Annotated in this window: 14 protein-coding genes; 9 read left to right on the top strand and 5 right to left on the bottom strand. The window is 53.3% G+C overall.

Annotation, left to right across the window (positions count from 1 at the left end):
* Window positions 1-261 precede the first annotated feature (261 nt).
* Both BMY01_RS01725 and BMY01_RS01720 read right to left on the bottom strand, forming a co-directional pair.
* Entirely contained in the window at window positions 262-2,256 is a 1,995-nt protein-coding gene (locus BMY01_RS01725; protein WP_074743845.1) for an AsmA family protein, read from the bottom strand.
* Between the two features lie 215 nt (window positions 2,257-2,471).
* Window positions 2,472-3,194, bottom strand: a complete 723-nt coding sequence (locus BMY01_RS01720; protein WP_074743844.1) for a Crp/Fnr family transcriptional regulator — start codon at window positions 3,192-3,194, stop codon at window positions 2,472-2,474.
* A 684-nt stretch (window positions 3,195-3,878) separates the two neighbouring features.
* Here BMY01_RS01720 and BMY01_RS01715 point away from each other — a divergent pair.
* Complete coding sequence (locus tag BMY01_RS01715; RefSeq protein ID WP_074743843.1) at window positions 3,879-12,578, top strand: glycoside hydrolase family 94 protein; 8,700 nt, start codon at window positions 3,879-3,881, stop codon at window positions 12,576-12,578.
* 157 nt (window positions 12,579-12,735) lie between these two features.
* On the opposite strand, the gene BMY01_RS01710 is transcribed toward BMY01_RS01715, so the two are convergent.
* On the bottom strand, window positions 12,736-13,338 hold the full coding sequence (locus BMY01_RS01710; protein ID WP_074743842.1) for a cyclic nucleotide-binding domain-containing protein: 603 nt from the start codon (window positions 13,336-13,338) through the stop codon (window positions 12,736-12,738).
* 202 nt (window positions 13,339-13,540) lie between these two features.
* Between BMY01_RS01710 and BMY01_RS01705 the strand changes: the two genes are divergently transcribed.
* The 4 genes from BMY01_RS01705 to BMY01_RS01690 all read left to right on the top strand — a co-directional run bounded on the left by BMY01_RS01705 (window position 13,541) and on the right by BMY01_RS01690 (window position 16,181).
* Entirely contained in the window at window positions 13,541-13,855 is a 315-nt protein-coding gene (locus BMY01_RS01705) for an ElaB/YgaM/YqjD family protein (RefSeq protein WP_074743841.1), read from the top strand.
* A gap of 147 nt (window positions 13,856-14,002) precedes the next feature.
* Window positions 14,003-15,040, top strand: a complete 1,038-nt coding sequence (locus tag BMY01_RS01700; protein ID WP_081353627.1) for an SGNH/GDSL hydrolase family protein — start codon at window positions 14,003-14,005, stop codon at window positions 15,038-15,040.
* A gap of 51 nt (window positions 15,041-15,091) precedes the next feature.
* Window positions 15,092-15,406: a DUF1840 domain-containing protein gene (locus tag BMY01_RS01695; protein ID WP_074743840.1), complete on the top strand. Its 315-nt coding sequence runs from the start codon at window positions 15,092-15,094 to the stop codon at window positions 15,404-15,406.
* Window positions 15,407-15,974: 568 nt separating this feature from the next.
* Window positions 15,975-16,181 (top strand): YqaE/Pmp3 family membrane protein, encoded by a 207-nt coding sequence (locus tag BMY01_RS01690; protein WP_074743966.1) that lies wholly within the window; start codon window positions 15,975-15,977, stop codon window positions 16,179-16,181.
* Window positions 16,182-16,472: 291 nt separating this feature from the next.
* Here BMY01_RS01690 and BMY01_RS01685 read toward each other — a convergent pair whose 3' ends face one another.
* Together BMY01_RS01685 and BMY01_RS01680 are read right to left on the bottom strand one after the other, a co-directional pair.
* Window positions 16,473-17,279, bottom strand: a complete 807-nt coding sequence (locus BMY01_RS01685; protein ID WP_074743839.1) for a PEP-CTERM sorting domain-containing protein — start codon at window positions 17,277-17,279, stop codon at window positions 16,473-16,475.
* 368 nt (window positions 17,280-17,647) lie between these two features.
* The gene (locus tag BMY01_RS01680) at window positions 17,648-19,741 is read right to left on the bottom strand and encodes a hybrid sensor histidine kinase/response regulator (protein ID WP_074743838.1); all 2,094 of its coding nucleotides are present in this window, start codon (window positions 19,739-19,741) and stop codon (window positions 17,648-17,650) included.
* A gap of 252 nt (window positions 19,742-19,993) precedes the next feature.
* On the opposite strand from BMY01_RS01680, the gene BMY01_RS01675 reads away from it, so the two are divergent.
* The 4 genes from BMY01_RS01675 to BMY01_RS01660 all read left to right on the top strand — a co-directional run bounded on the left by BMY01_RS01675 (window position 19,994) and on the right by BMY01_RS01660 (window position 23,027).
* On the top strand, window positions 19,994-21,010 hold the full coding sequence (locus tag BMY01_RS01675; protein WP_074743837.1) for a sulfate ABC transporter substrate-binding protein: 1,017 nt from the start codon (window positions 19,994-19,996) through the stop codon (window positions 21,008-21,010).
* 477 nt (window positions 21,011-21,487) lie between these two features.
* A complete protein-coding gene (locus BMY01_RS01670) occupies window positions 21,488-22,087 on the top strand; it encodes a BON domain-containing protein (RefSeq protein ID WP_074743836.1) in 600 nt (199 codons plus the stop codon).
* Window positions 22,088-22,160: 73 nt separating this feature from the next.
* On the top strand, window positions 22,161-22,379 hold the full coding sequence (locus BMY01_RS01665; RefSeq protein ID WP_074708585.1) for a CsbD family protein: 219 nt from the start codon (window positions 22,161-22,163) through the stop codon (window positions 22,377-22,379).
* Window positions 22,380-22,457: 78 nt separating this feature from the next.
* Window positions 22,458-23,027: a BON domain-containing protein gene (locus tag BMY01_RS01660; RefSeq protein WP_074743835.1), complete on the top strand. Its 570-nt coding sequence runs from the start codon at window positions 22,458-22,460 to the stop codon at window positions 23,025-23,027.
* Window positions 23,028-23,087: the final 60 nt, after the last annotated feature.

Below are 23,087 nucleotides of genomic sequence, written 5' to 3'. Positions count from 1 at the left end.
TTAAGTCCGCACCTAGGTGCTTTGGCCCACACAATTGTTCTCCGACTTGCAGTTCTTTTCGGGTAATTAGCGGATGAATAGCAGACAAGCCAGGCTATTGACGCTTTTCTTACCATACTTGTCATTCTGCAGAAAATAGTCATTTTCTACAGTTGTGATTTTTACTCCGTTCGCTTCCCACTAAAACCCGAAAGACTCCCTGAGCGAAGAGCGAGTAAGGTAAGCAGGGGAGGCAGTCATCTCTCAGAATATTCCTTCGTATTACTTCGATCTGGACGCCTTGGGGCGATCCTCGCCTTTCTTCTCTTTGGTCCCCGCTGCGCGCTTCACTGCCGTTTCCACTGAAGCGATCAACGCCCTACAATTGGCATCCTCGGCCAGTCCGGTTTCAATGGTCGGGATGAGTGCTGCTAAAGGTGTCGCAAGAACTCCCAGTACGACGGCCGCTCCTGCACGTATGGCTAGCATCTTGTCGGGGAGAACTGTGGGATCCTTGAAGGTGCCCCCTATATGAACAGGGGTGCGAAGGGTCAGGATACTGACATCTTTGGGCTGGGGTGACACTTTCATTTTGATGGTTTCTTCCACCAAGCTTATCTGGCCTTCGCCGACAATTTTGGTATCGGTCGTGTCGATGACGAAAGCTTCGCTCCTCATGAGGCCTTTCTTGATGTCAAAGTCGATTACCCCGCACCGGACGGGGACGTTTTTGTCCCCGGCAAAGAGGAACTTGATGATCTCGCCCGCATCAAGTCCAATCACCTCAAGCAACATATTGCTGATCTGGCCGCCGGACATGATCAGTCCAAAGTCGCCGTTAGCCGACGCCAGCAATCCACCAACAGACTTGCCGTGGCTTTTAATGTCCATTGCCCCGCCGATCAGGCCCGCGCTACTCTTTGTGATTTCCATCTTGGGAAAGAGCTTCGGTAATTGCAGACGCTTGACGGCAACCCTGATTTCTCCCTTGGGCACCTCCGGGCGCGTGTTGATTGTGATATGCGAAATGATATTTCCACCCGCCACTGCAAAGTTGACGGGGTCGAGGGTCAGAAGCCCATTGTCTACTTTCAGATGGCTTACGAGATGCTCCACCGGCAACTCCTTGTTGCGGATTGATTCACCCCTGAATTTTACGTCGGCATCCATCGCCTGAAGACCTTCTACTCCAAACTCCTTATCCGGCAGAATTCGACCTTTCTGGGCCTTTGCCGAAGCTTTCTTTTTCTGTTTTTCCGCTGGGGTGTCCTGCGGTTGCGGGCCGCGTCGAGCCCCAATAAAACCTTGCAAATCGCTCAGGTCGAGTACTTTGGATACCACGTCGCCGCGAAGGAGCGGCCGTTCGCCTCCCGTGTCGAATACGATATCGCCGCCAAGATCGCTGTTGCCTACATTTCCAGAAAATCCCTTCATGGACCACTCGGTATCGTGGTGCAACACCCTTCCGGAAATATGGTACGGTGGGGAGGGAAAAATAACGATGCCGGTTACAGGGTAGAGTGCAGATAAATCCTCTCCGTGTAAATCCAGCTTCAAGTCCACTTCCGCCATCTCGGCGAGCCCTTTGATAGTTCCGTCCGCACTGGCGCGCGTTGTTCCGACCTCGGCACTTGCTTTGATCGGATAGGGAACAGCCTTATCCGCAAGCGACATTATCTTGCCGCCTTGCGCTCGCGCTGTGAATTTCAGGTCGGTAAATTTACCTTCCGCTGCCACATGAAGGGGCAATTCTCTGGATTCCACCGCTGGATCCGTGAATACATCGGCTGTTATATCTGTCTTGGTCTTCGGATCACGGAAGAGGACTTTTCCCTGATCCAAGGTGAATTGGCCAATTTGAGGCAGTTCCATCTTCTTTTTTTCTTCTTTTTTCAGGTCCCAATTTCGCTTTCCATCCATGCTTTTTTCCAGGAGTACCCGGGGCCGCGTGATGGATAGCTCGGGCAGCACGATGTCCCCAGACAGGAGGTCCCATAGACTGATCCGCACAGCAACCTTATCCACGGCAACCATGGGTTGTTCGGTCCCCCACTCGGCATTGGCAAGCGAAAGTCCCTCAACGCTGATGAGGGGATTGAGCGAAAGGTTTACATCGAGATCGCCGCGAATTGTAAATTCACGGCCCGTCTTCTCCGTAACCTGCCGTTCGATATATGGTTTCAGCATATTCCAATCGAACCATAGGACGAATGCTATGACAAGCAGCAGCAATGCAACGCCGGAGACGGATAATATTTGCTTGGTACGCACTCTCATGGTCAAGGCGGGTTTCTGACCCGAAGCAGAAGAAAATGGTCATGATACTTCTGCCCATACAACGGTTCGGTACGTCAGCGCACACTGAGAGGGCTGCAACGAGTGCTTGTAATCGAGTGCGGATTAACCATCGCCCGGAAATAATGAGATAAGTGGCGATAAATGCGATGGGGGAGGCAGAACTCAGAGGCGAAGGGAGACGAAAAGGCCGACGGTTAGGACTTCCGTACGTCGCGAAACAGGCGCTCAAACTCCTTCTTGACGACGTCATAGCACTCGCAGACGTGTCCCTGCAGCCCCGCCCGGTTGAGGACGGTAATATGTCCTCGACGGTAGCGAATGATTTCGGCTTGCTGCAACTTCCCGGCGGCCTCGGTAATGCCCTCCCGGCGCACGCCCAGCATACTGGCGATGAGCTCCTGAGTCATGACCAGTTCCTGGGAGTTCAGTCGATCGAGCGTCAGCAACAACCAGCGGCACAATTGCTGCTCGATCGTGTGATGTCGATTGCATACGGCGGTCTGGGAGATCTGTGTTATGAGCGCCTGGGTATAGCGCAGCAATACGCGCTGCAGCGGGCCTCCCTGATTGAACTCCTGCAGCAGGAGAGGACCCTTCAGACGGTAACAGTAGCCAGCCGTCTGAACCGTTGCCCAGGTAGGCGTGTTCTCGCCGCCCATGAACAACGAAATGCCCAGCATACCCTCATTCCCTACGCCAGCAACTTCTGACGATGAACCATTTTCCAGAATATAGTGCAGGGAAATGATGGCCGACGTAGGAAAATAGACGTAGGAAAGGCGTCCTCCTGATTCGCACAGCACGTCGCCAAGCGGCATATGAACCAGTTCCAGATGGGATTTCAGACGTTCAAGTTCTGCCGGGGGCAGAGCGGCTAGAAGGTGGTTTTGGTTGAACTGTGGGGGGGGATTTTGCATCCGCTAGTAGAAGAGAGAAGGTCTCATGAAGTCGGGTGTGGCCTGGGCATGCTGAAAGAAATGCAAATGTATTAAAAGGATTTCACAGGTTTCCTGGCTGCAAGGTACCCGTCCAGATCTATGATAGCATTTCTTTCCAGGAGACCCCGATGTGCGCGGCGAGGTTTTGCAGTATTCCATCTTACCGGCTGCCGTATTGTGCGCTAGCGTACATACTACGGATGAGCTATCCGTTTATCATTTTCCTGCCTGAAAAATGCCTGCAAAGACGGCTGTGATCTGCGTCGAAAAGACGTTTGCATCGTTCAAGCCGGTTTCTTTATACATCGACCCGATATCCGGAGAGAATTGCAAGACAAGAGGACGTGGGACTGGAAAATTGTAACGATGTTCCCTGAAATCCCGGTAAAAATTTCATGCGGGACCGCCCCAGCCAGATAACAGGCCCTAGTGAAGACACCCTATAAAGAAGGTGCCAAACAATACTTCCAGAATCGCTCTTTCGCTTTTCTTTTAACCGTGCGGGTTCCGGAAAGAGCTGTCAACTCCAGAAGGTCTGGGGCATGAACTTCCGGTATCCAAAGAAAGGACGGGAGCAGAATGTCATGTGGCGCAGCCTTTCTATTCGAAGGGGGGCGATTTTAATTTCGCTGCTGACCGGACACAGCCTGGAGAATATCCGAATTGAACGCCAAAGGCACCCCTGTTTCTGAGCTTTTGAAGTCGGTTACCGCACGGCTTCGCAATATTGGAAAGCCACGTATTCCACTGAGTGAAGAACTTCCCCTGCGGTCCGAACTGTTCGGCGCGGATCAGATGGAGCTTTACGGTGGCATACTGGCGGCTTCACACGAGTTATCGTCAGCGCGCGGCACTGATCAGTTACTGGCCAGGCTGGATGAGAATGAGGCAACGTTATTCAATATCTGCCGTGTGCTGACCGAGGCAGTCATGGCGGATAAGCTGCTTACTCCGGCAGGGGAGTGGCTCTACGACAACTTTTACCTCATCGAGGAACAGATCCGCCTTGCCAAGCGTCACCTTCCCAAAAGCTATAGCCGCGAATTACCCCTCCTTGCCAAGGGCACATCCGCCAATCTCCCCCGTGTATACGATATAGCATTGCAAGCTATATCGCACGGGGACGGCAGGGTGGATACAGAGAGCCTCAGGCGCTTCGTAAGCGCGTACCAGTCGGTCGTCAATCTGCAACTGGGCGAACTATGGGCGATACCGATCATGCTGCGGCTATCGCTGATCGAAAATCTCCGCCGTGTCGGCGTGCACGTGGCAGCGGGCCGAGCAGACCGCAACCTCGCCGATACCTGGGCCGATGAAATCATCCAGGTGGCGGCAAAAGATCCGAAAAGTCTCGTTCTCGTCATTGCAGATATGGCGCGATCGAATCCCCCCATGACAACCCCGTTCATTTCCGAACTGGTACGCCGATTGCAGGGCCAGGGACCGGCCCTGGTGCTCCCATTGACCTGGATCGAGCAGCGACTGGCCGAATCAAACCAGACGATCGACCAACTGGTGCAACTGGGAAATCAGCAACAAGCTGCCGATCAGGTTTCCATCTCAAACAGTATCAACAGTTTGCGGAGTCTAGGCGCCATAGACTGGCGCGAATTCGTCGAAACCACCAGCGTTGTGGAACAGACTCTCCGGGAAGACCCAAGTGGAACCTATGCGGAGATGGATTTCGCCAGCCGCGACCACTACCGGCATGTGGTGGAGCGGTTGGCCAAGGCAAGCCCTCTGTCGGAAGTGGATGTGGCCCGAGCAGCGCTTCGCCTGGCGCGTAAGCCAACGACAAGTACTGCCGAGGAGAACGTTAAGGAGCATGTCGGATTTTACCTGACGGGCGATGGTCTCGCTGATCTTGAGAAAGCGATAAAGGCCCGCTGGTCGCTGCATGAGCAATTCTGGCGTACCACCCGCAAATACCCGCTTTTCTGGTATCTCAGTAGCATCGCATTAGTCACGCTGGGTCTGACGAGTGCCCTGCTGGTCGAAGCGCTCGAGGATGGTGCAAGGGGATGGCTGTTAGGTCTTGTTGGCATGCTCGCGCTGTTTGCGATGAGTCAGTTGGCTGTCGCCCTGGTCAACTGGGCAAGTCCTTTTCTGGTGAAACCTCATCTGCTGCCGCGCATGGATTTCTCCAGCGGCATTCCCTCCACATTTCAAACGCTGGTCGTGGTTCCAACCATGCTGTCGCGGGAATCGGAAGTGGCAGCCTTGGTGGAGGCGCTTGAAGTCCGGTTTTTGGCAAATCAGGACGAGAATGTCTATTTCGGCTTGCTCACCGACTTCATGGATGCGAATCAGGAAACGCTTCCCGAAGATGATTCCTTATTGAGAACCGCCCGCACGGGGATCGAGGAGCTCAATCGAAAGTATGCGGGCCATATTGCAGGTAACACGATCGGTGGCATGAATGGCGCTCCGGAAGCGCCAGCGCAGAAACAGGAAACGCGGTTTTTTTTGTTCCATCGCCCTCGCCGCTGGAACCCGCAAGAAGGGGTGTGGATGGGTCATGAGCGCAAGCGCGGAAAACTGGCGGACTTGAATGCGCTTCTGCGTGGCGAGGGGCGGGAGGCATTTTCCGCGGTAGTGGGTAATACGGATTTGCTTGTCAGTATCAAGTACGTCATCACCCTCGATACCGATACCCAATTGCCGCGGGAGATCGTCCATCAGTTTGTCGGAGCGATGGCCCACCCCCTGAATCGGCCACGCCTCAAGAGGACCAGTAGGAACGCTGTGGTAACGGAAGGCTATGGCATTCTGCAGCCCCGGGTGGCGGTGACATTATCGAGCACCAACCGATCCCGGTATGCATGGCTATTTGGCGGTGAAGCAGGCATCGATCCCTATACCCGGGTCGTTTCGGACGTATACCAGGATTTATTCCACGAAGGCTCCTTTATCGGAAAAGGGATCTACGACGTGGATGCGTTCGAGCAATCGGTCTGCCGACGTTTTCCCGACAACAGGATTTTAAGCCATGATCTCCTGGAAGGCTGCTACGCTCGCGCCGGCCTGTTGAGCGATGTACAGTTGTATGAGCAATTTCCATCCCGTTACAGCGCGGATGTAAGCCGTCGCCACCGCTGGATACGGGGCGACTGGCAATTGGCGAGCTGGTTGCTCACCCGGGTTCCCGGTCCCGACGGAAGTAATCAGCCAAACCCGTTATCCATCCTGTCGAGATGGAAGCTGATGGATAACCTCCGGCGCAGTCTTGTGCCTGTAGCCCTGCTGCTGCTTCTGCTGGTGGGTTGGCTGGTGCTCGACAACGCGTGGTTCTGGACACTGGTTGTAATCAGCACGGTCATTATTCCGAGCGCCATTACCATGACCTCCGATCTGCTGAAAAGACAGACCGACGCGCCTCTGCGCTCTCACATCGTCACTACGCTACGCACTGGTGGGCGGCATTTCGCACAAAACCTGTTCGGGCTGGTCTGTCTCCCGTACGAGGCTTATTTCAGCCTCGACGCGATACTGCGCACTCATGTGCGACTCCTCCTCACGCACCGCCGGCTTCTTGAATGGACTCCTTCCCATCTTGCCGAACGCGAATGTGATTCGACGAATAGATGGGGCGGCCTCGGTACTTCCTTCAGGTCGATGTGGATAGCGCCAGCGACCGCGGTAGCAGCAGGCGCGGGAATGATAGTAGTTGCTCCCGTGGCGCTGATTCCGGCCTTGCCCATACTGCTTTTGTGGGCGGTAGCGCCATTTATTGCCTGGTGGATAAGTCAGCCTCTTCCGCTGCGCAGCACCGAGTTAAGCAAGGGACAAATCCACTTTTTACGTCAGACTTCGCGCCGTACGTGGTATTTCTTCGAGACTTTCGTGGGTCCTGAGAATAACTGGCTCCCGCCTGATAATTTTCAGGAGCACCCCGTACCGACTGTCGCACACAGAACATCGCCAACCAACATGGGATTGGCGCTGCTTGCAAATGTGACTGCCTATGACTTCGGTTATATTGGCCCGTTGCAACTCATCGAGAGGACCAGAAATACTCTCGAATCGATGGAAACCCTGGAACGGCATGCCGGCCATTTTTACAATTGGTACGACACGCAGACAAAAACTCCCTTGACGCGGTACGTATCGAGCGTGGACAGCGGTAATCTTGCAGGCCATCTATTGACATTGCGTGTCGCGTTAATGGCAATAGCGGATATGCCGGTCGTCCACGAAGAGTTATTTCCGGCACTTGCCGATACTCTGCAGATTCTCGAGAAAACTCCTGGTTCCGAGGCTGCCAGCGCTCCTTTATCACAATTCGGGAAGGCGCTGACGCTCGTAAGGGAGAACTCTCCGCACGCACCTTTCAGCCTGCATGCCGAACTCGATCGACTGGTTGCACTTTCCAGGGAAATCGTGCAAGAGATCGAGAAAGCACGACGTGCTTCAACCGGACAAGAAGCGCTTGAGTGGGCGAGGGCATTAAATCGGCAATGTGAGCTCGCCCTAACTGAACTTGCCAACCTCATACCGTCTGCCGCACTGGAGGACCGAGATACGCCCGCGGAGATCCCCTCTTTGCGACAACTTGCAAACCAGGGTGGCGAGGCAGCGGGTGAGCATCTGGCTGTTCTCGAACGCCTGGTCTTTCAGGCGGGAGAAATGGCGAAAATGGAGTACGGCTTCCTGTTCAACCCCGCGCAGCGGCAGCTTGCGATCGGGTACAACGTGGGTGAGCAGCGACGGGACGCCAGCTACTATGACCTGCTGGCCTCGGAGGTGCGGTTTACCAATTTTGTCGCGATTGCACAGGGCCAGTTGCCGCAGGAAAGCTGGTTTGCGCTGGGACGAATGCTTACAGCTCATGATGGGGAGACTGCTCTGCTCTCCTGGAGCGGCTCGATGTTCGAATACCTCATGCCGTTGCTGGTAATGCCCACCTTTGAGAACACGCTTCTTGACCAGACCTGCAAGGCGGCTGTCAACAGACAGATTGCCTATGGACGGGAGCGGGGCGTGCCTTGGGGTATTTCGGAATCCGGTTACAACGCTGTAGACGTTCAGTTCAATTATCAGTATCGGGCATTCGGGGTGCCTGGCCTGGGCCTCAAACGCGGCCTGGGAGAAGACCTGGTCATTGCACCTTATGCATCCGCTCTGGCATTGATAGTTGCACCGGAAGCTGCTTGCCGTAATCTGGAGGAGCTGACCGCCCTGGGCATGATGGGAAAATTCGGCTTTTACGAAGCGCTGGATTACACGCCTTCGCGACTGCGCCGGGGCGAGACGTCCGCGATCGTGCGCTCATTCATGGCTCACCATCAGGGAATGAGTTTTCTTTCGCTTGCATACCTGCTGCTTGACCGGCCCATGCAGCGGCGGTTCGATTCCGAGCCCATATTCCAGGCAACCATGCTCCTGCTGCAGGAGAGAATTCCCAAAGCCACTATCATACGTTCTCCCATCGCCGAGCTCCCGGATGTGCGGGTTATCAAGGAACTTCCGGAAATGCCGATCCGGCTGCTTTCAACCGCCAACACGCCCATTCCGGAGGTGCAGCTTCTCTCCAATGGCCGGTATCATGTCATGGTGACCAACAGCGGAGCGGGAAGCAGCCGCTGGAAGGATCTGGCCATTACGCGCTGGCGGGAAGATGGAACCTGTGACTACTGGGGGAATTTTTGTTATTTGCGCGACGTTGCAAGCGGTGAGTTCTGGTCGAATACCTATCAACCCGTGCTGAAAGAGCCAAAGCGTTACGGAGTGGTTTTTTCTGAAGGAAGGGTCGAGTTCCGCCGGCGGGATCTGGATTTCGATACCCATACCGAGATTACCGTATCGCCCGAGGATGATATCGAACTCCGGCGGATTCGCGTCACCAATCGCGCATGGACGCGGCGGGAAATCGAGATCACGTCTTATGCCGAGGTCGTGCTGGCGCCCACGATTGCCGATGCTCAGGCGCCAGCCTTCGGCAATCTCTTCGTGCAAACGGAAATATTGACGGACCGCCACGCCATTTTATGCAGCAGGCGTCCTCGCTCCCAAAGCGACCCGGTACCATGGATGTTCCATTTGATGACAGTGGATGGGATCACTCCTGAAGCGGCTTCTTATGAGACCAATCGCATGGCATTCATCGGACGGGGAAACGATGTATCTGCGCCGATGGCGATGGTGGAAGCGGGACCACTGTCCGGCAGTTCGGGTTCGGTGCTCGACCCCATCGTTGCCATACGCAAGCGGATGATGCTCGAGCCGGGGGAGTCGGCAATCGTGGATATTGTCACGGGTGCGGGAGATTCACGTCATGCCGTCATGCATCTGGTAGAAAAATACCAGGACCAGCATCTGAAAAATCGTGTTTTCGATCTCGCCTGGACTCATAGCCTCGTTGTCCTGCGCCAACTCAATGCAACTGAAACCGATGCACAGCTGTTTGGGCGAATGGCGGGCTCCATCCTGTATGCAAGTCCTTATCTGCGCGCCGACGAGGCGCTGCTGAGCAAGAACCGGCAGGGCCAATCGGGTTTATGGGGTTATGCTATTTCCGGCGACCTGCCTATTGTGTTGCTGCAGATCAACGATATGGCCAATATCGACTTGGTACGCCAGCTGGTGCAGGCTCATGCTTACTGGCGCGTGAAAGGGGTGGCAGTCGATCTGGTCATCTGGAACGAGGATCACTCAAGTTACCGCCAGCAACTGCATGATCACATCATGGGGCTTCTGGCCGGCAGCGCGGAAGCCCATGTGCTTGATCGGCCGGGCGGTATTTTCATCCGGCGTGGGGAGCAGATTGCTCCGGAAGACCGGATCCTGATGCAGGCGGTGGCGCGCGTGATTATTCTCGACACGAATGGGAAACTGGTCGAACAGTTGACGAGCCGCCTTCCGGCCGATCTTCCGCTGCCGCCACACCCCCTGAAACCCGTGCGGCGCTCCAACTCCGAAGAAACTGGGGTATTACCGGAACGGAATCTATTGTTTGATAACGGTTTTGGTGGTTTTGCTTCCGACGCGCGTGAATACGTCATTACTGTTGGGCAGGGTCGGAGAACACCGGTTCCCTGGTCAAATATTGTGGCGAATTCGCAATTCGGTACGGTTATCTCCGAAAGCGGAAACGTTTATACCTGGTGTGAGAATGCCCATGAATACCGGCTGACTCCGTGGCATAACGACCCGGTCTGCGATTCCAGCGGAGAGGCCTACTATCTACGGGACGAAGAAAGCGGGGATTTCTGGTCGCCTGCTCCCCTTCCGAGTCCTGGAGCCGCTTCCTACGTTAGCCGCCACGGATTCGGCTACAGCGTATTCGAACATGCAGGAAAGGGTGTTTTTTCCGAACTCTGGATTTATGTTGCTCGCAACGTTCCGGTCAAGTTCGTTGTATTGCGGATTCGCAATGATTCCGGAAGGCTCCGGAGACTTTCCGCAACAGGATACGTGGAGTGGGTGCTGGGGGATCTTCCCGAGAAGACGCGAATGCATGTGGTCACGGAGATCGATCCCGCAAGCGGGGTGCTGCTTGCGCGCAATCCCTACAATAACGAGTTTTCAAGCCGGGTAGCGTTTTTCGATGTCGATGACAGAACGCAAAGTGTGACGGGTGACCGGACGGAATTCATCGGTCGCAATGGAAGAATGCGAAATCCCGCAGGTATGATTGCTCAGGATCTTTCGGGCCGGGTAGGAGCAGGACTGGACCCCTGTGGCGCTATCCGTGTTCCTTTTGATTTGCCCGCGGGCGCGACGCGCGAGGTTGTTTTTCGCCTGGGTGCGGGACTTCACCGTGAAGATGCGCTGGAAACCGTCCAGAGGATGCGCGGACTACAAGTTGCACATGCTGAACTTGAAAAGGTGCGCGGCTACTGGGATCGGACGCTCGGGGGTGTGCAAGTGGAAACCCCCGATCCATCCGTCAACGTGATGGTCAATGGCTGGCTGCTGTATCAGGTAATTGCCTGCCGTCTCTGGGGGCGCAGCGGATACTACCAATCCGGGGGTGCTTTTGGATTCCGCGATCAATTGCAGGATGTGATGGCTCTGGTTCACGTCGAACCCGCTCTGGTACGCGAACACTTGTTGCGAGCTGCAGCCCGCCAGTTTATCGAAGGGGATGTTCAGCACTGGTGGCATCCTCCGGTAGGACGCGGGATCAGAAGCCGCTGCTCGGATGATTACCTCTGGCTGCCGCTGGTCGCTTGTCACTATGTTGTTGCGACCGGGGATACCGGAGTACTGAACGAGACAGTGTCCTTTCTTGAAGGCCGCCCTGTCGCTCCAGACGAGGAATCATACTATGATTTGCCTGCTCATTCCACGCAGATATCCAGCCTGTATGACCACTGCGTTCGCGCCATCATGCATGGGTTGCGGTTTGGGGAACATGGGCTTCCTTTGATGGGTACAGGGGACTGGAACGATGGGATGAATCTCGTCGGTTTCCATGGCCGGGGCGAAAGTATCTGGCTCGGATTTTTCCTGTATGACATTCTCATTCAATTTTCCGGTCTCGCTGCCGGGCACGGTGATGCGGCCTTTGCCGAACGATGCAAGAAGGAAGCAGACAAGCTGGGCAAGAATATCGAACAGCATGGCTGGGATGGAAGGTGGTATCTCCGCGCCTATTTCGACGATGGTTCTCCACTGGGTTCTTCCAGCAATACCGAATGCCGCATCGACTCGATCGCGCAAAGCTGGTCGGTTTTATCCCGCGGGGGCTCCTCCGAGCGGCAGCGGAAGGCGATGCAAGCGGTAGATGAACAACTGGTCCGGCGGGATGCTCGCCTGATTCAGCTTCTCGATCCTCCTTTCGATCACTCCGACCTCGATCCGGGTTATATCAAGGGTTATGTGCCGGGCGTACGGGAGAACGGGGGGCAATATACGCATGCGGCGATATGGGCAACAATGGCCTTTGCAGTCCTGCGCGATCATAGGCGGGCATGGGAACTGCTTTCCATGATCAATCCTGTAAATCACGGGCGGTCCCCGGAGGCTGTATCGGTCTACAAGACCGAGCCCTATGTCGTCTCAGCCGATGTTTATGCGGTGCTTCCCCATACGGGTCGGGGTGGATGGTCGTGGTACACGGGTTCTGCCGGCTGGTTGTACCGCCTGATGCTGGAAACAATGCTGGGTCTTACAAGGGAAGGGGCGAAACTTCATTTCAATCCCTGCCTCCCGGAAGACTGGGCCAGTTTTACTGTGAAATACCGCTATGGAGAAACCGTCTATCCGATCATTGTTAATCAGGTAGCCATCGATCCGGATAAGGAGGTGGTTATCGCCGACGGTACCGAGCAGCGCGAACTGACCCTCAGCCTTGCCGATGACAGGGCGCCTCACAATGTAGAAGTGCGGGTGAGCCGCTCTCGCGATACGCTCAAATAATGAGTCCGGAGCAGTTGAATATGTACTAAGTCGCCTCTGGATTATCGATTTATGCCACACTTTACTCCTTGCATAGTAGTAAGTAGTAAGGTGGTAGATCGGGTTGAGCGAGGTCGAGCTCCCTTTCCAGGGGAGCCCAATCTTGCTCAAGCCCAGGTTATAAGGAATGACCAGGAGTGTGAGCGGAACGAGACGGAAGCCGACAAGGGGGGTCGTCAGGAGAGGAATGTGTAAATATGCGTGGGGAAACCCCGGCAGCCGGAGTAGAGGGCGCTTTCGCTGGCGTGCCTCGTCTTGTTGACGGATGCGCCGCCCCAGGCATGGGGGAGTGGATAAACCCGCTTGTCAGGGCGTGGGTATAGCGCTGGAGTAGATAACGCAGAGGGCTTCCCAACTCAAACTCGCTTCTCAGGCTCGCGGCACTGAGACGATAGGCGTAGCCCGCGGTTGCCACCAGAGCTTGAGTCGGCGCGATCTTTCTCCCCATCAGCATGGAAATACCGAATACTCCTTCCTTGCCGATAGCGGCAATTTTTACCGTCTCTCCTTTATCGGAAACAGTAAGCAGGGAGATGACGCTGCTGGTAGGGAAATACACCAGGTCCAGTTCGCCCCCGTTTTCATAGACCGACCAGCCTTGTGATAGTGCGACAAGTTCAAGGGAAGGTTGCAAACGCTCATAATCCTTTTGGGGGAGAGCCGCTAATAAAAGATTTTGCCTGTGAGAAAGGTTTTGCGTGGGAGTAAGAATATGTGACATGTGTGCCTCACTATTCGCCGGTCCGATAAAAAATTTTCCTTTATTCTTTGGAGAGATTACCTGTCCATTTACACGGGCGTATGTGCGGTGCCAGACAGACATTTGCTTTGAAAAAAGAAAAAATTAGTTATGCTCGTGCACGAGATAAGGAATGTCTGATTTGAATTTGATTTACTCTATTCATAGCTCATAGGAGGTTGTAATGGTTAGAACCGGCAGGGGAAGCAAAGAAAAACTCATCAAAGATTTCCGTTCGGTTATTGCTGATACAGAAGAATTAATGAAGCTCGTAAGCAACGAGGGGGAAGGAAAGGCGCAAATGGTGCGGGACAAGCTTAACCAGAACCTGAGTGTAGCCAAGGAATATTTACGTAATTTTGAGGATGTGGTGGTGGATAAATCCAAAGTCGCCGCACGTGCTACTGATGAATACGTACATGAGAATGCTTGGCAGACGGTCGGGCTGGCGATTGCGGTGGGTATTCTGGTTGGGTATTTGATAAGCCCGCGCGATTAGTCCGGGACTGTGATGGAGAAGCGGGGCAAGGGAAAAGGATCGATGATATTCGCAAGGAGAAGCCGGTCCTGAAAACTTTCCCGCTGTCTGCCGGCGACATTGGGTGCTCCCTTAAAAAAACGATCTCTGAGCCAAGGAGGACTGACAATGAAAATATCAACAACAGTTGTCGCGCTTGTCGTGTTGCTGTCTGGCGGAAGCGCCAGTGCTGCCTCCCCCTTCAGCAGTCTTATCGTATTCGGGGACAGTCTGTCCGATGTGGGGGACAATCCTTCCGCCGTCAACAGTCTTTACAAAGAGCTCGGCGGTAATTGCGATCCTTTGCATCCCTGTTTGCCCCTGCCACCAGAATTTAAGCCGTTATATGATGATGGCCGCTTCTCCAATGGTCCGGTCGCTCCGGAGTATCTGGCGAAAAGCCTCTTTCCCGCCGGAGTAAATACCGCTAACTTTCAGGGCTATGCCGTCGCCGGTTCGACGTCGGGTAACCACAACATCGGCAACGATTCCGACCCGTTTGGGATATTGAATCTGCCGGGCATGCAGCAGGAGGTGAATCTCTACCTGAGTAATGCAGGCGGAGCAGCAGATCCAAACGCCTTGTACTTCGTATGGGGCGGGAGCAATGATTATCTTATCCACGACTCTCCCGTTCAGGCCGCCCGAAACATAGGAAGTTACGTGAATGCCCTTGCAGCGGCGGGGGCGCGGAATTTTCTTGTGCCAAACCTGCCTGATCTCGGTCTTACCCCTTCCGCCAGGATGGATGATGAAGTGTCGCTGGCGCACGACTATTCGGTAGTGTTCAATACGGAATTGGCGAACCAGCTCGGAAGTTTCGACGGAACTCTTCCAGGGGTAAGCATCCACCGTTTCGACACATTCGCGTTCCTGAACGATGTCGCGCAGAATCCGCTTAATTACGGGCTCACCGATGTGACCAATCCTTGCCTCACAGGGCTGGGCTTTATTTGCGATAATCCCGAGGTACGTCTCTTCTGGGATGATTTTCACCCCACCACTAACGCTCATGCCATTCTGGCGGCAGGCTTCGCCGCTGCGATACCGGAGCCAGCGGCAATCTTTATGTTCATGCTTGGCCTGCTGGTGCTTGCCGCGGCAGTAAGCAGGAGACAGAGAGCCTTATGCGTTGAGAGGCAAGTGGAAGCTCGCATACCCATGTAACAAGGCCAGGGATATTACCTGTAACGACTTCTCCGCGATATTTCCATTCTTATGCTGGTGACATTCAAGACTTCCGCCCATGCTGACATCATCATGTTCGGTGACGTTGCAAAACAGTTGCTGAAGATGATGGGACATAGCGGAACCGTGCCCAGTGCGATGGTGGCGGAAGAAGTGCCTGCAGCGCTCGATCGCCTGAAGCATGCCGTCGAGGCGAAAAGAGCGGACGAGGAACAGAAGCCGCGAGACAATGCCGAACAGGCTGACGACCAGAGTGTCAGCCTGAAGTATCGCGCATTACCACTGATTGAACTGCTCTCCGCAGCAGCCCGGAAGCGCTGCGACGTGATGTGGGATAAGACCTAGGAAGGACTGAACAAATCCCGCAGAAGATAATCAGGAGGCGCGCGACGCGTCGGGACGGATTGGGCGCATCCAGGATAAGAAAGGTACCCTTTCAAATTGCATTTCTCCTCTATCCTGGGGTGACTGCCTTGGACGTGGTTGGCCCGTGGGAGGTATTGTCTCGCATGCCTGATACGAGATACGGTTTGTCGGTAAAGAAGCCGGACCGGTCGTGAGCGAGGGCGGCGCCTTACTCCTCGGTGCCGCATACACTTTAACTGAGACTCTGTCACCTGACATTGTAGTGGTACCGGGCGGAATGATCACCCCCAGGCAAATGGTCGACGATGAGGTGCTCGACTGGCTTCGCAAGGTTCATCAGACAACCACTGGACAGTTTCGGTCTGTACGAGTGCATTGATCCTGGCTACTGCCAGCATTTTGAAAGGCTTGCCGGCTACGACTCACTGGTACAAGATGAATGTGCTCCGCCGTAATCAACTATTTATGCATGCAAGCACCCGGTCAATTTATCTTTTTGGCAGGATGGGCAATAATAGTCATTAACAACCCCCTTGAAAGGCTCTGTATGCGTTTGATTATTGCTTTGCTCCTCCCTTGGCTAACCTTCTTCACAATCGGTCGGCCCATTACGGGCGTTATCTGTTTGCTTCTGCAAATAACGCTTATCGGCTGGATTCCTGCGACGATTTGGGCAGTATACGCATTAAGCCAGTATAAGACGGATCAAAAAATCGAAAAGGCTCTCAATCAAAGACGTGCAGAACCCCCGTAAGAGGTGATAACACGATTAGCGCTTTACAAGCATCAATTGCAAGAGGCAAGAGGGTAAAACGTGGGAAGTAATCAGGTCAGACAAGGAAGGGAAGTTCAGCTAATGTTACATGACCTTGGCGCGAAGATGAGACAGCACTCTCTCGAAAATGTAGATGTCGCAATCATGCTGAGAATGATTGATGGTGGGTGATTTTAACGACCCTCATCCTTTCATATTCACCTAGTAATAATTGCCACTGCATTGCGGGGGAAGCCGCCCGATCAGGACGGCAACATTCGGCAGGGGAGATTAATGCATGCTTCTTCGGCGCACCATTGCGCCCATCAGCCCAAGGCCCGCCAACAACATTGCATAAACTTCGGGTTCGGGGACCACGCCTGCTACTAGCGTTGCGGTAACGCCATACTTTGTTGAGAGGTCGGGATTGCTGGCTTCCTGGGCAAAATAGTCGGTGCCGCCGACGAACACGGAGTAGTCCCCGGGCTTGAGATTCAAGAATGTGTGCGAAACCCTGCCGTCGGGCGTACCGTCGGAGCCGAAGCCGGTACCATCATAAGCATGACCGATATATTTGAAGAAGCTCAGGCTCGCCGGGGTTGGAGTTCCGTTCAAATCGCCCGGATCGTTACCGATCGACCAATCCGCCAAAGCTTTGAATGATCCCTCTGCACCAGGGTCACGATTGGCAATCGATATTTCGGCAGAATCATGATCTGCCTTCACCGGGGCCAGGTGCGCCAAGCCTTCATAGAGAGAGAAACCAGGTTTCAGGCCCAACTGGGAAGTCGAGACATTCCCCAAATGGTCAGTCACCTGGGAGGTCGCCTGTTCGAACGTGAGTGTAATGTTCGTTTCTTCAGCAAGGGTAAAACGGTAGGGGCGCAGTTTGTGGCTATCGCCATTATCGGAGTCGGTTCCATCGATCCAGCCGTAATTACCTACAACCGCCTGATTGGACAATGTTGTCCTGCTATAGGTGTTGTCGAAAGTGCCGAAATTGCGGTCCGTATAACCTACATGCGCCATCGCGGGCAGCGAGATGATGGCGGTGACAGTGGCGGTGACAGCGGGCAGATACCTGAATGCTTTTTTCATATTGACCCCTCGTTGATTGTCTATTGAAGGTATGTGTTTTTTCCGTATTTTTAACATATCGGCATATTTACAATTAAGTGCCGAATATTAAGGAGTATTTATTATTCATACCGGAAAATCAATGTGGCATATTGTCGCATGCGGCAATATGTCGCAGTTTCCTGATGGAAGGTTGACGGGGAGCGCGGATTGGACCATAAGAAGCAAGGCTATGAGGAGATATGACGTGAATAAATATAAATATGGAAAGGGTGCCGGAAACCTGGCAACCTAAAGATGCGGAGTGGGGGAGAATCCGTTCGTGGAGGAGAATCTTGAGGTGCTGGATGACAAAGTGATATTGTTGCGGCACCTGAAGATATGGTTGGTCAGGTAGCGTTAGTGCTGGTATGAGTCAGCTTTTTTGATCTGACCAGGTTATCGATGGCTGTAATCAATGCAACGGAATCGACAGGTTTGGGCAGGTGTTTCTGGTAGCCTGCGCTCATCATTTTGGCCCTGTCCTCCGGATGGGCGAATGCCGTGAGGGCGATAGCCGGGGTTGTTCCCCCATTTTCTGCCGAAAGGCTTCTCACCTCGGCGATGAACTGATACCCGTTTTTTTCGGGCATGCTGATATCGCTGATAACGATATCCGGCTTCTCGGTCTTTAAGAGTTCCAGGCCATCTACCGTACGTGCAGCCGTAATCACACTTGCTTCCTGCTGCGTCAGAATCCGCCTGATGAGTTCGCGCGCATCCAGTTCATCATCGACAACCAGCACTTTCAATCCCTTGAACAATGACTGCGGTTCGATGCATTCCTGCGACGGGAGGGGTTCGCTTTTTGTCTCGGGAACGGGAGGAGCGATCGGCAGGTTGACGATAAAGGATGATCCTTGTCCCTCACCCGGACTTTCTGCACGCACCGTTCCACCGTGAAGCTCCACCAGTTGCTTCACAATGGCGAGACCAAGACCGAGTCCGCCGTACTGCCGCGTAAGCGTAGCGTCTCCCTGCCGGAAGCGGTCAAAGACATAGGGCATGAATTCGGAAGTGATTCCAGACCCGGAGTCGATTATCCTGATTTCGAGGAACAAGTTCCGCTGTTCTACTGTAACTTCTATTTTCCCGCCTTTGGGCGTAAATTTTATCGAATTGGAGAGCAGGTTCCAGAGTATCTGCTGGAGCCGGTTGGAATCTCCAATGATGGAATCGACTTTTTTGCCCAGCGTTTTTTGCAGAATGACTCCTTTGGCCTGCGCTGTCGGCTTTACTGATTCGACCGCTGTCTCAACCAGATTGGCAATATCCTGCCGACGCATATCCAGTCTAATTTTTCCGGAGATGATGCTGCTCATCTCGAGGAGATCTTCAATCAGCTTGTTCTGGGCACGCGCATTTCGCTCGATCGTTTCCAGTCCCCTGTGGATGTCCTCTTTTTTAAGGTTTCCGCTCAGGATGAGTTGGGACCATCCCAGGATTGCGTTTAACGGGGTTCTCAATTCATGAGAAAGGGTTGCCAGAAATTCGTCCTTGAGGCGGCTTGCGCGCTCAGCTTCATTTCGGGCAATTCGTTCGTTCTCGAGAAGCTGTCGTTTTTCCGCATCTGCCAGGGCTAATGCTTCGCCGAGCTTGGCGACCTCATTACTCGTCGCTTTTCCATAGCGGCTGGGAAGAATGCCCCGAGTGACTCCCGTGACCTGGCGGCCGAGATCGGCCAGCGGCCGTAGTATGTTGAGCCGGGTATAAAAAATGATGCCCATAGTGGCCACCAGGGCAACGAAGATAAGCGCCATCTCGAAGATGATCTGCCGCTCGAGTCGCGCCAGCCCGAGATTTGATTGAGTTTGCATGCGTTCACCGAATAAGTCCAGGAACGCCTGAATCGGCTCCATGATGGCGGCTTTTTCTGCAATATAGTGTTCACTGAACAGGAGCTTTATCGCGAGGTCACGGTTGGGTTTGCCGCGCACGGTAAAATTGCCTTCGCCGTCGTCATATAAGCCTTCCAGTGCGGCAAAGGCGCGTTGCTCAAGTTTGACCAGCCTGTTGGAGCGTTCCAGCGATTCTTGCAGCAAGCCATATTCCTCATTGTTCAGGCCTCCTTGCTGAAACCTCTCCAGCAAAGGAACGGCACGCCCTTGCCTGACGACGGGAGTCTTTCCCGCCATCATCAGGTCCCAGTATGTCGGGGAATAATTCAACGGGCGTGGATGCAGTCCGTTGCGAATATCCAGTATTTCGTTGAAATACCGCTTGTAGACCGGGTCGCCGGTAACGACATACGTGCGCGCCATGCGTGTGAGGTCATTGGAGGTGTGAAGCAGCTCATCCCCGAGCAGCAGCGCCTGGAATCGGTGCCGTTCCGCGATGTTGATCTCCTCGCGGATACCCATCGAATGAAAGACGAGCGCACCGATCGCCGCAAGCAGCAGTGCAAGGGTGACATTGGAAAAACTGATAAAGTTTCTGATGTTCATGAATCCATCCCGCTGCAATTGCCCGCCAATTATCTATTGCATCAATTGCCTGTTTTAATTTTATACGCCTGGACTCCCGAGCGCGATCTATTTACAGACCCCTGTACCCAGCCGAGGGTGATATACGGCAAGCGGCTTCCCTCCCGCTTTTCTAAAAGAACGGCAACCCACTCTATTTCTTCATTTTCATGCAATGCTGCTGAAATAAACCGGTGCTAGATTTCCTGTTATCAATACACAGGAGGAAAAAAGATGCGTCCATATCACTTCCGGCTGGTTTTTGCGATTCTGGCAATTCTGCTCAGCTTCAGTGCAGCAGTTGCCGCGCTGCACAGCATGTCCGCGAACTACAGTTCCGATGCGAGTCACAAAATGTTTGATGATTTCAACAAGGCGTTTATCAAGCACTGGAAAACGCGAACCGGTGTGGAGGTTAAGATCCGGCATGCGGAAAGCAAGCCAGGTATACCCCTCCGGGTGAATATAGATGGACTCGATGTCACGTCACTTGCTCTGTCCTATGATCCGGAGATACTGCAAAAAGCCAGTAAATTTTCGTTACCTGACTGGCAAAAACCCTTACCACAAAAATCACCATATATCTCAACGATTGTCTTTCTGGTACGCAATGGCAACCCAAAGAAGGTGCGGGATTGGAATGATCTCGCGAACCCGGGTATCGAGATTGTAACTTCCAATCCAAAGACTTCGGGGGATGCGCGCTGGAGTTACCTGGCTGCCTGGGGGTATGCGCTCAAGCAGCGTGGAGGAAGTGACGTAACAGCGATTGAATTCATAAAAAAAATATTTGGCAACGTAAAGACTCTGGAAACCGGAACGCGTAGTTCAGTAACGATTTTTGTCGAACGCGGCATAGGGGATGTGCTGCTGATTTGGGAGAATGAAGCCCACCAGATCGTCAAAGAGCATGGTGGAGACAAATTTGAGATCGTTACCCCCTCCCTCTCTATTCTGGCCGAACCTGCTGTGAGTATAGTAAGTGATGCTGCCTCACGGAATGGAACGCGTGAAGTGGCCAGGGCTTACATCGATTATCTTTACACCCTGAAGGCACAGGAAATAGCAGCCAGCCACTATTATCGCCCGCGTGATGAGAGGATAGCCACCAGGTATTCGATGCAATTTCCATCCCTCGAATTGTTTACCGTCGATGACATGTTTGGTGGCTGGAAGGAGGCTCGAAACATCCATTTTGCGGACGGCGGCATTTTCGATCGAATTCAAACGCATTCAAGCGCGCTTTACTGAAATTGCAGCCGCTTGTCAGCGGGGCAGTGTTTCCAGAAAACTGACATTCATGCCTACCACAACCTTCTACAAATTCCTGCTATCTTTCCGACTGCAACTTCCCCCCTCTTTCAAACCCGCAGCTTCATCGAAATAAAAATTCTTCCCGGGTTTCTCACCTTTTTCTTTGCTGCTGACTGTTTTTTGCTTCAGGCACCTTCAACTCCTCAGTTTCCTTGAGTGGGAAGGCGGCTGCGAGCAAGAGCAGGCTTTTGCCCAACTATAGGTTTTGCATCAGCGACTTATAGTATTCGTCGAAATACGGCTAATTGACTTTTTCCAATTTATGTGCGCCAGCGCACTGAGCCATAAGCGATAGCGCGGGATGATTGAATCGCAGGATCAGAAACTAAGCCGGTGTGGAGCAAGGCATGAATTGGCCTTTAGCTGCGAGTCATTGGCGACCCTTAATTCAAATCTAGTCGGGAGAAAAACAGCATGAGTATTCAAAATAAATTGCTTGTTCTGACCATTGCGCTCATTAGTGCGCTTGCCCTCGCGGGTTGCGGAAAGAAAGAAGAGAAAGCCCCTGCGCCCGGGGAGCCGAAGTCGGAGGCTCAAACAGCTCCAACGACGATTGGCACCGAGATCGACGATACCGCGATTACCACTAAAGTAAAAACCGCGCTTCTGGCGGACGATTACGTCAAAGGACTGGATATCAAGGTGGAGACTCGCAAGGGGGAAGTTCAACTCAGCGGCTACGTGGATAGCCAGGAGCAGATTGATAAGGCGGTTGCAATTGCGAAAGGTATTGAAGGCGTCAAAAACGTCAACAATGAAATGATGGTAAAAGGAGGCGAAGCCTCGGTTGGCGAAAAGATCGATGACACTATCATCACTACGAAGGTCAAGGCTGCGCTGGCAGGTGATGACAGCATCAAGAACAGTACTGACATCGCGGTAGAAACTCAGGAGGGGGAGGTTCAGCTTAGTGGTCATGCGAACGATCAAGCCCAGATGGACCGTGCCGTCGCGGTTGCACGAGGGGTTGAAGGTGTCAAGAACGTTGTCAATAAAATGAACATCAAGGAATAGGAATCAGAAGCGTCTGCACCACGGGCGCTAATTTCAGGATTTTTAACTCAATCAGACCAGAAAGGAGCTAAAAATGAACTGGGATCAAGTAGAGGGTAACTGGAAGCAATTCAAGGGTAAAGTGAAAGAGCAGTGGGGCAAGCTCACCGACGATCATATCGACCAGATCGCCGGACGGAAGGACCAACTCTCCGGTCAGATCCAGGAAACATACGGGATCACGAAGGAAGAAGCCGAGAAACAGATCAATGAATGGGAAAAACAGCAGGACACGCATCATCGCTCCTATTAAAGAGAAAAGTGGGACGGGTAGGGGGCTTATTTGCCGACCTACCTAGGTAAAAAATAAAACCATCAAAACGAGGGAATCATGCGTAAATCAAATGTCGTTCTTGTCGCACTTGGCTTTTCGGTCAGCTCCGCCCTGATGGCCCAGCAACCTGCCTCGGCAGAACCTAAGTCGGAGGCGAAAACGACGATAGGCACCGAGATCGACGATACCGCGATTACCACTAAGGTAAAAACTGCGCTTCTGGCGGACGATTACGTCAAGGGACTGGACATCAAGGTGGAGACGCGCAAAGGGGTAGTCCAGCTCAGTGGCTATGTGGATAGCCAGGAGCAGATTGACAAGGCCGTTGCGGTTACAAAGGGTATCAAGGGGGTAAAAAACGTTGACAACAAAATGATGGTAAAGGGGGGTGAGGCCTCGGTCGGCGAGAAGATAGATGACAGTATTATCAGCACCAAGGTCAAGGCTGCACTGGCGGGTGATGACAGCATCAAGAACAGTACTGACATCGCGGTGGAAACGCACGAAGGGAAGGTTCAGCTCAGCGGGTATGCAAACGATAAAGCGCAGATGAATCGCGCCGTCAAGGTTGCCCGTGGCGTTGAAGGTGTCAAGAACGTCGTCAATAAAATAAGCATTAAGCGATAGGAATTCCAGATTATCGACAGTAGATCGGTATCAATGAGCACGGATGCTCAATAGTTTTTT

Origin of the sequence: Nitrosospira multiformis, assembly GCF_900110185.1 — a bacterium.
GTDB classification, from domain to species: Bacteria; Pseudomonadota; Gammaproteobacteria; order Burkholderiales; family Nitrosomonadaceae; genus Nitrosospira; species Nitrosospira multiformis_A.
Note: the sequence above shows the minus strand (reverse complement) of the source record. Positions and strands in the feature narration are given on the sequence as shown.

Coding starts and splice junctions, on each gene's coding strand:
- BMY01_RS01725 (WP_074743845.1), bottom strand. CDS start 2,256: ATGAGAGTGCGTACCAAGCAAATATTATCCGTCTCCGGCGTTGCATTG.
- BMY01_RS01720 (WP_074743844.1), bottom strand. CDS start 3,194: ATGCAAAATCCCCCCCCACAGTTCAACCAAAACCACCTTCTAGCCGCT.
- BMY01_RS01710 (WP_074743842.1), bottom strand. CDS start 13,338: ATGTCACATATTCTTACTCCCACGCAAAACCTTTCTCACAGGCAAAAT.
- BMY01_RS01705 (WP_074743841.1), top strand. CDS start 13,541: ATGGTTAGAACCGGCAGGGGAAGCAAAGAAAAACTCATCAAAGATTTC.
- BMY01_RS01700 (WP_081353627.1), top strand. CDS start 14,003: ATGAAAATATCAACAACAGTTGTCGCGCTTGTCGTGTTGCTGTCTGGC.
- BMY01_RS01695 (WP_074743840.1), top strand. CDS start 15,092: ATGCTGGTGACATTCAAGACTTCCGCCCATGCTGACATCATCATGTTC.
- BMY01_RS01690 (WP_074743966.1), top strand. CDS start 15,975: ATGCGTTTGATTATTGCTTTGCTCCTCCCTTGGCTAACCTTCTTCACA.
- BMY01_RS01685 (WP_074743839.1), bottom strand. CDS start 17,279: ATGAAAAAAGCATTCAGGTATCTGCCCGCTGTCACCGCCACTGTCACC.
- BMY01_RS01680 (WP_074743838.1), bottom strand. CDS start 19,741: ATGAACATCAGAAACTTTATCAGTTTTTCCAATGTCACCCTTGCACTG.
- BMY01_RS01675 (WP_074743837.1), top strand. CDS start 19,994: ATGCGTCCATATCACTTCCGGCTGGTTTTTGCGATTCTGGCAATTCTG.
- BMY01_RS01670 (WP_074743836.1), top strand. CDS start 21,488: ATGAGTATTCAAAATAAATTGCTTGTTCTGACCATTGCGCTCATTAGT.
- BMY01_RS01665 (WP_074708585.1), top strand. CDS start 22,161: ATGAACTGGGATCAAGTAGAGGGTAACTGGAAGCAATTCAAGGGTAAA.
- BMY01_RS01660 (WP_074743835.1), top strand. CDS start 22,458: ATGCGTAAATCAAATGTCGTTCTTGTCGCACTTGGCTTTTCGGTCAGC.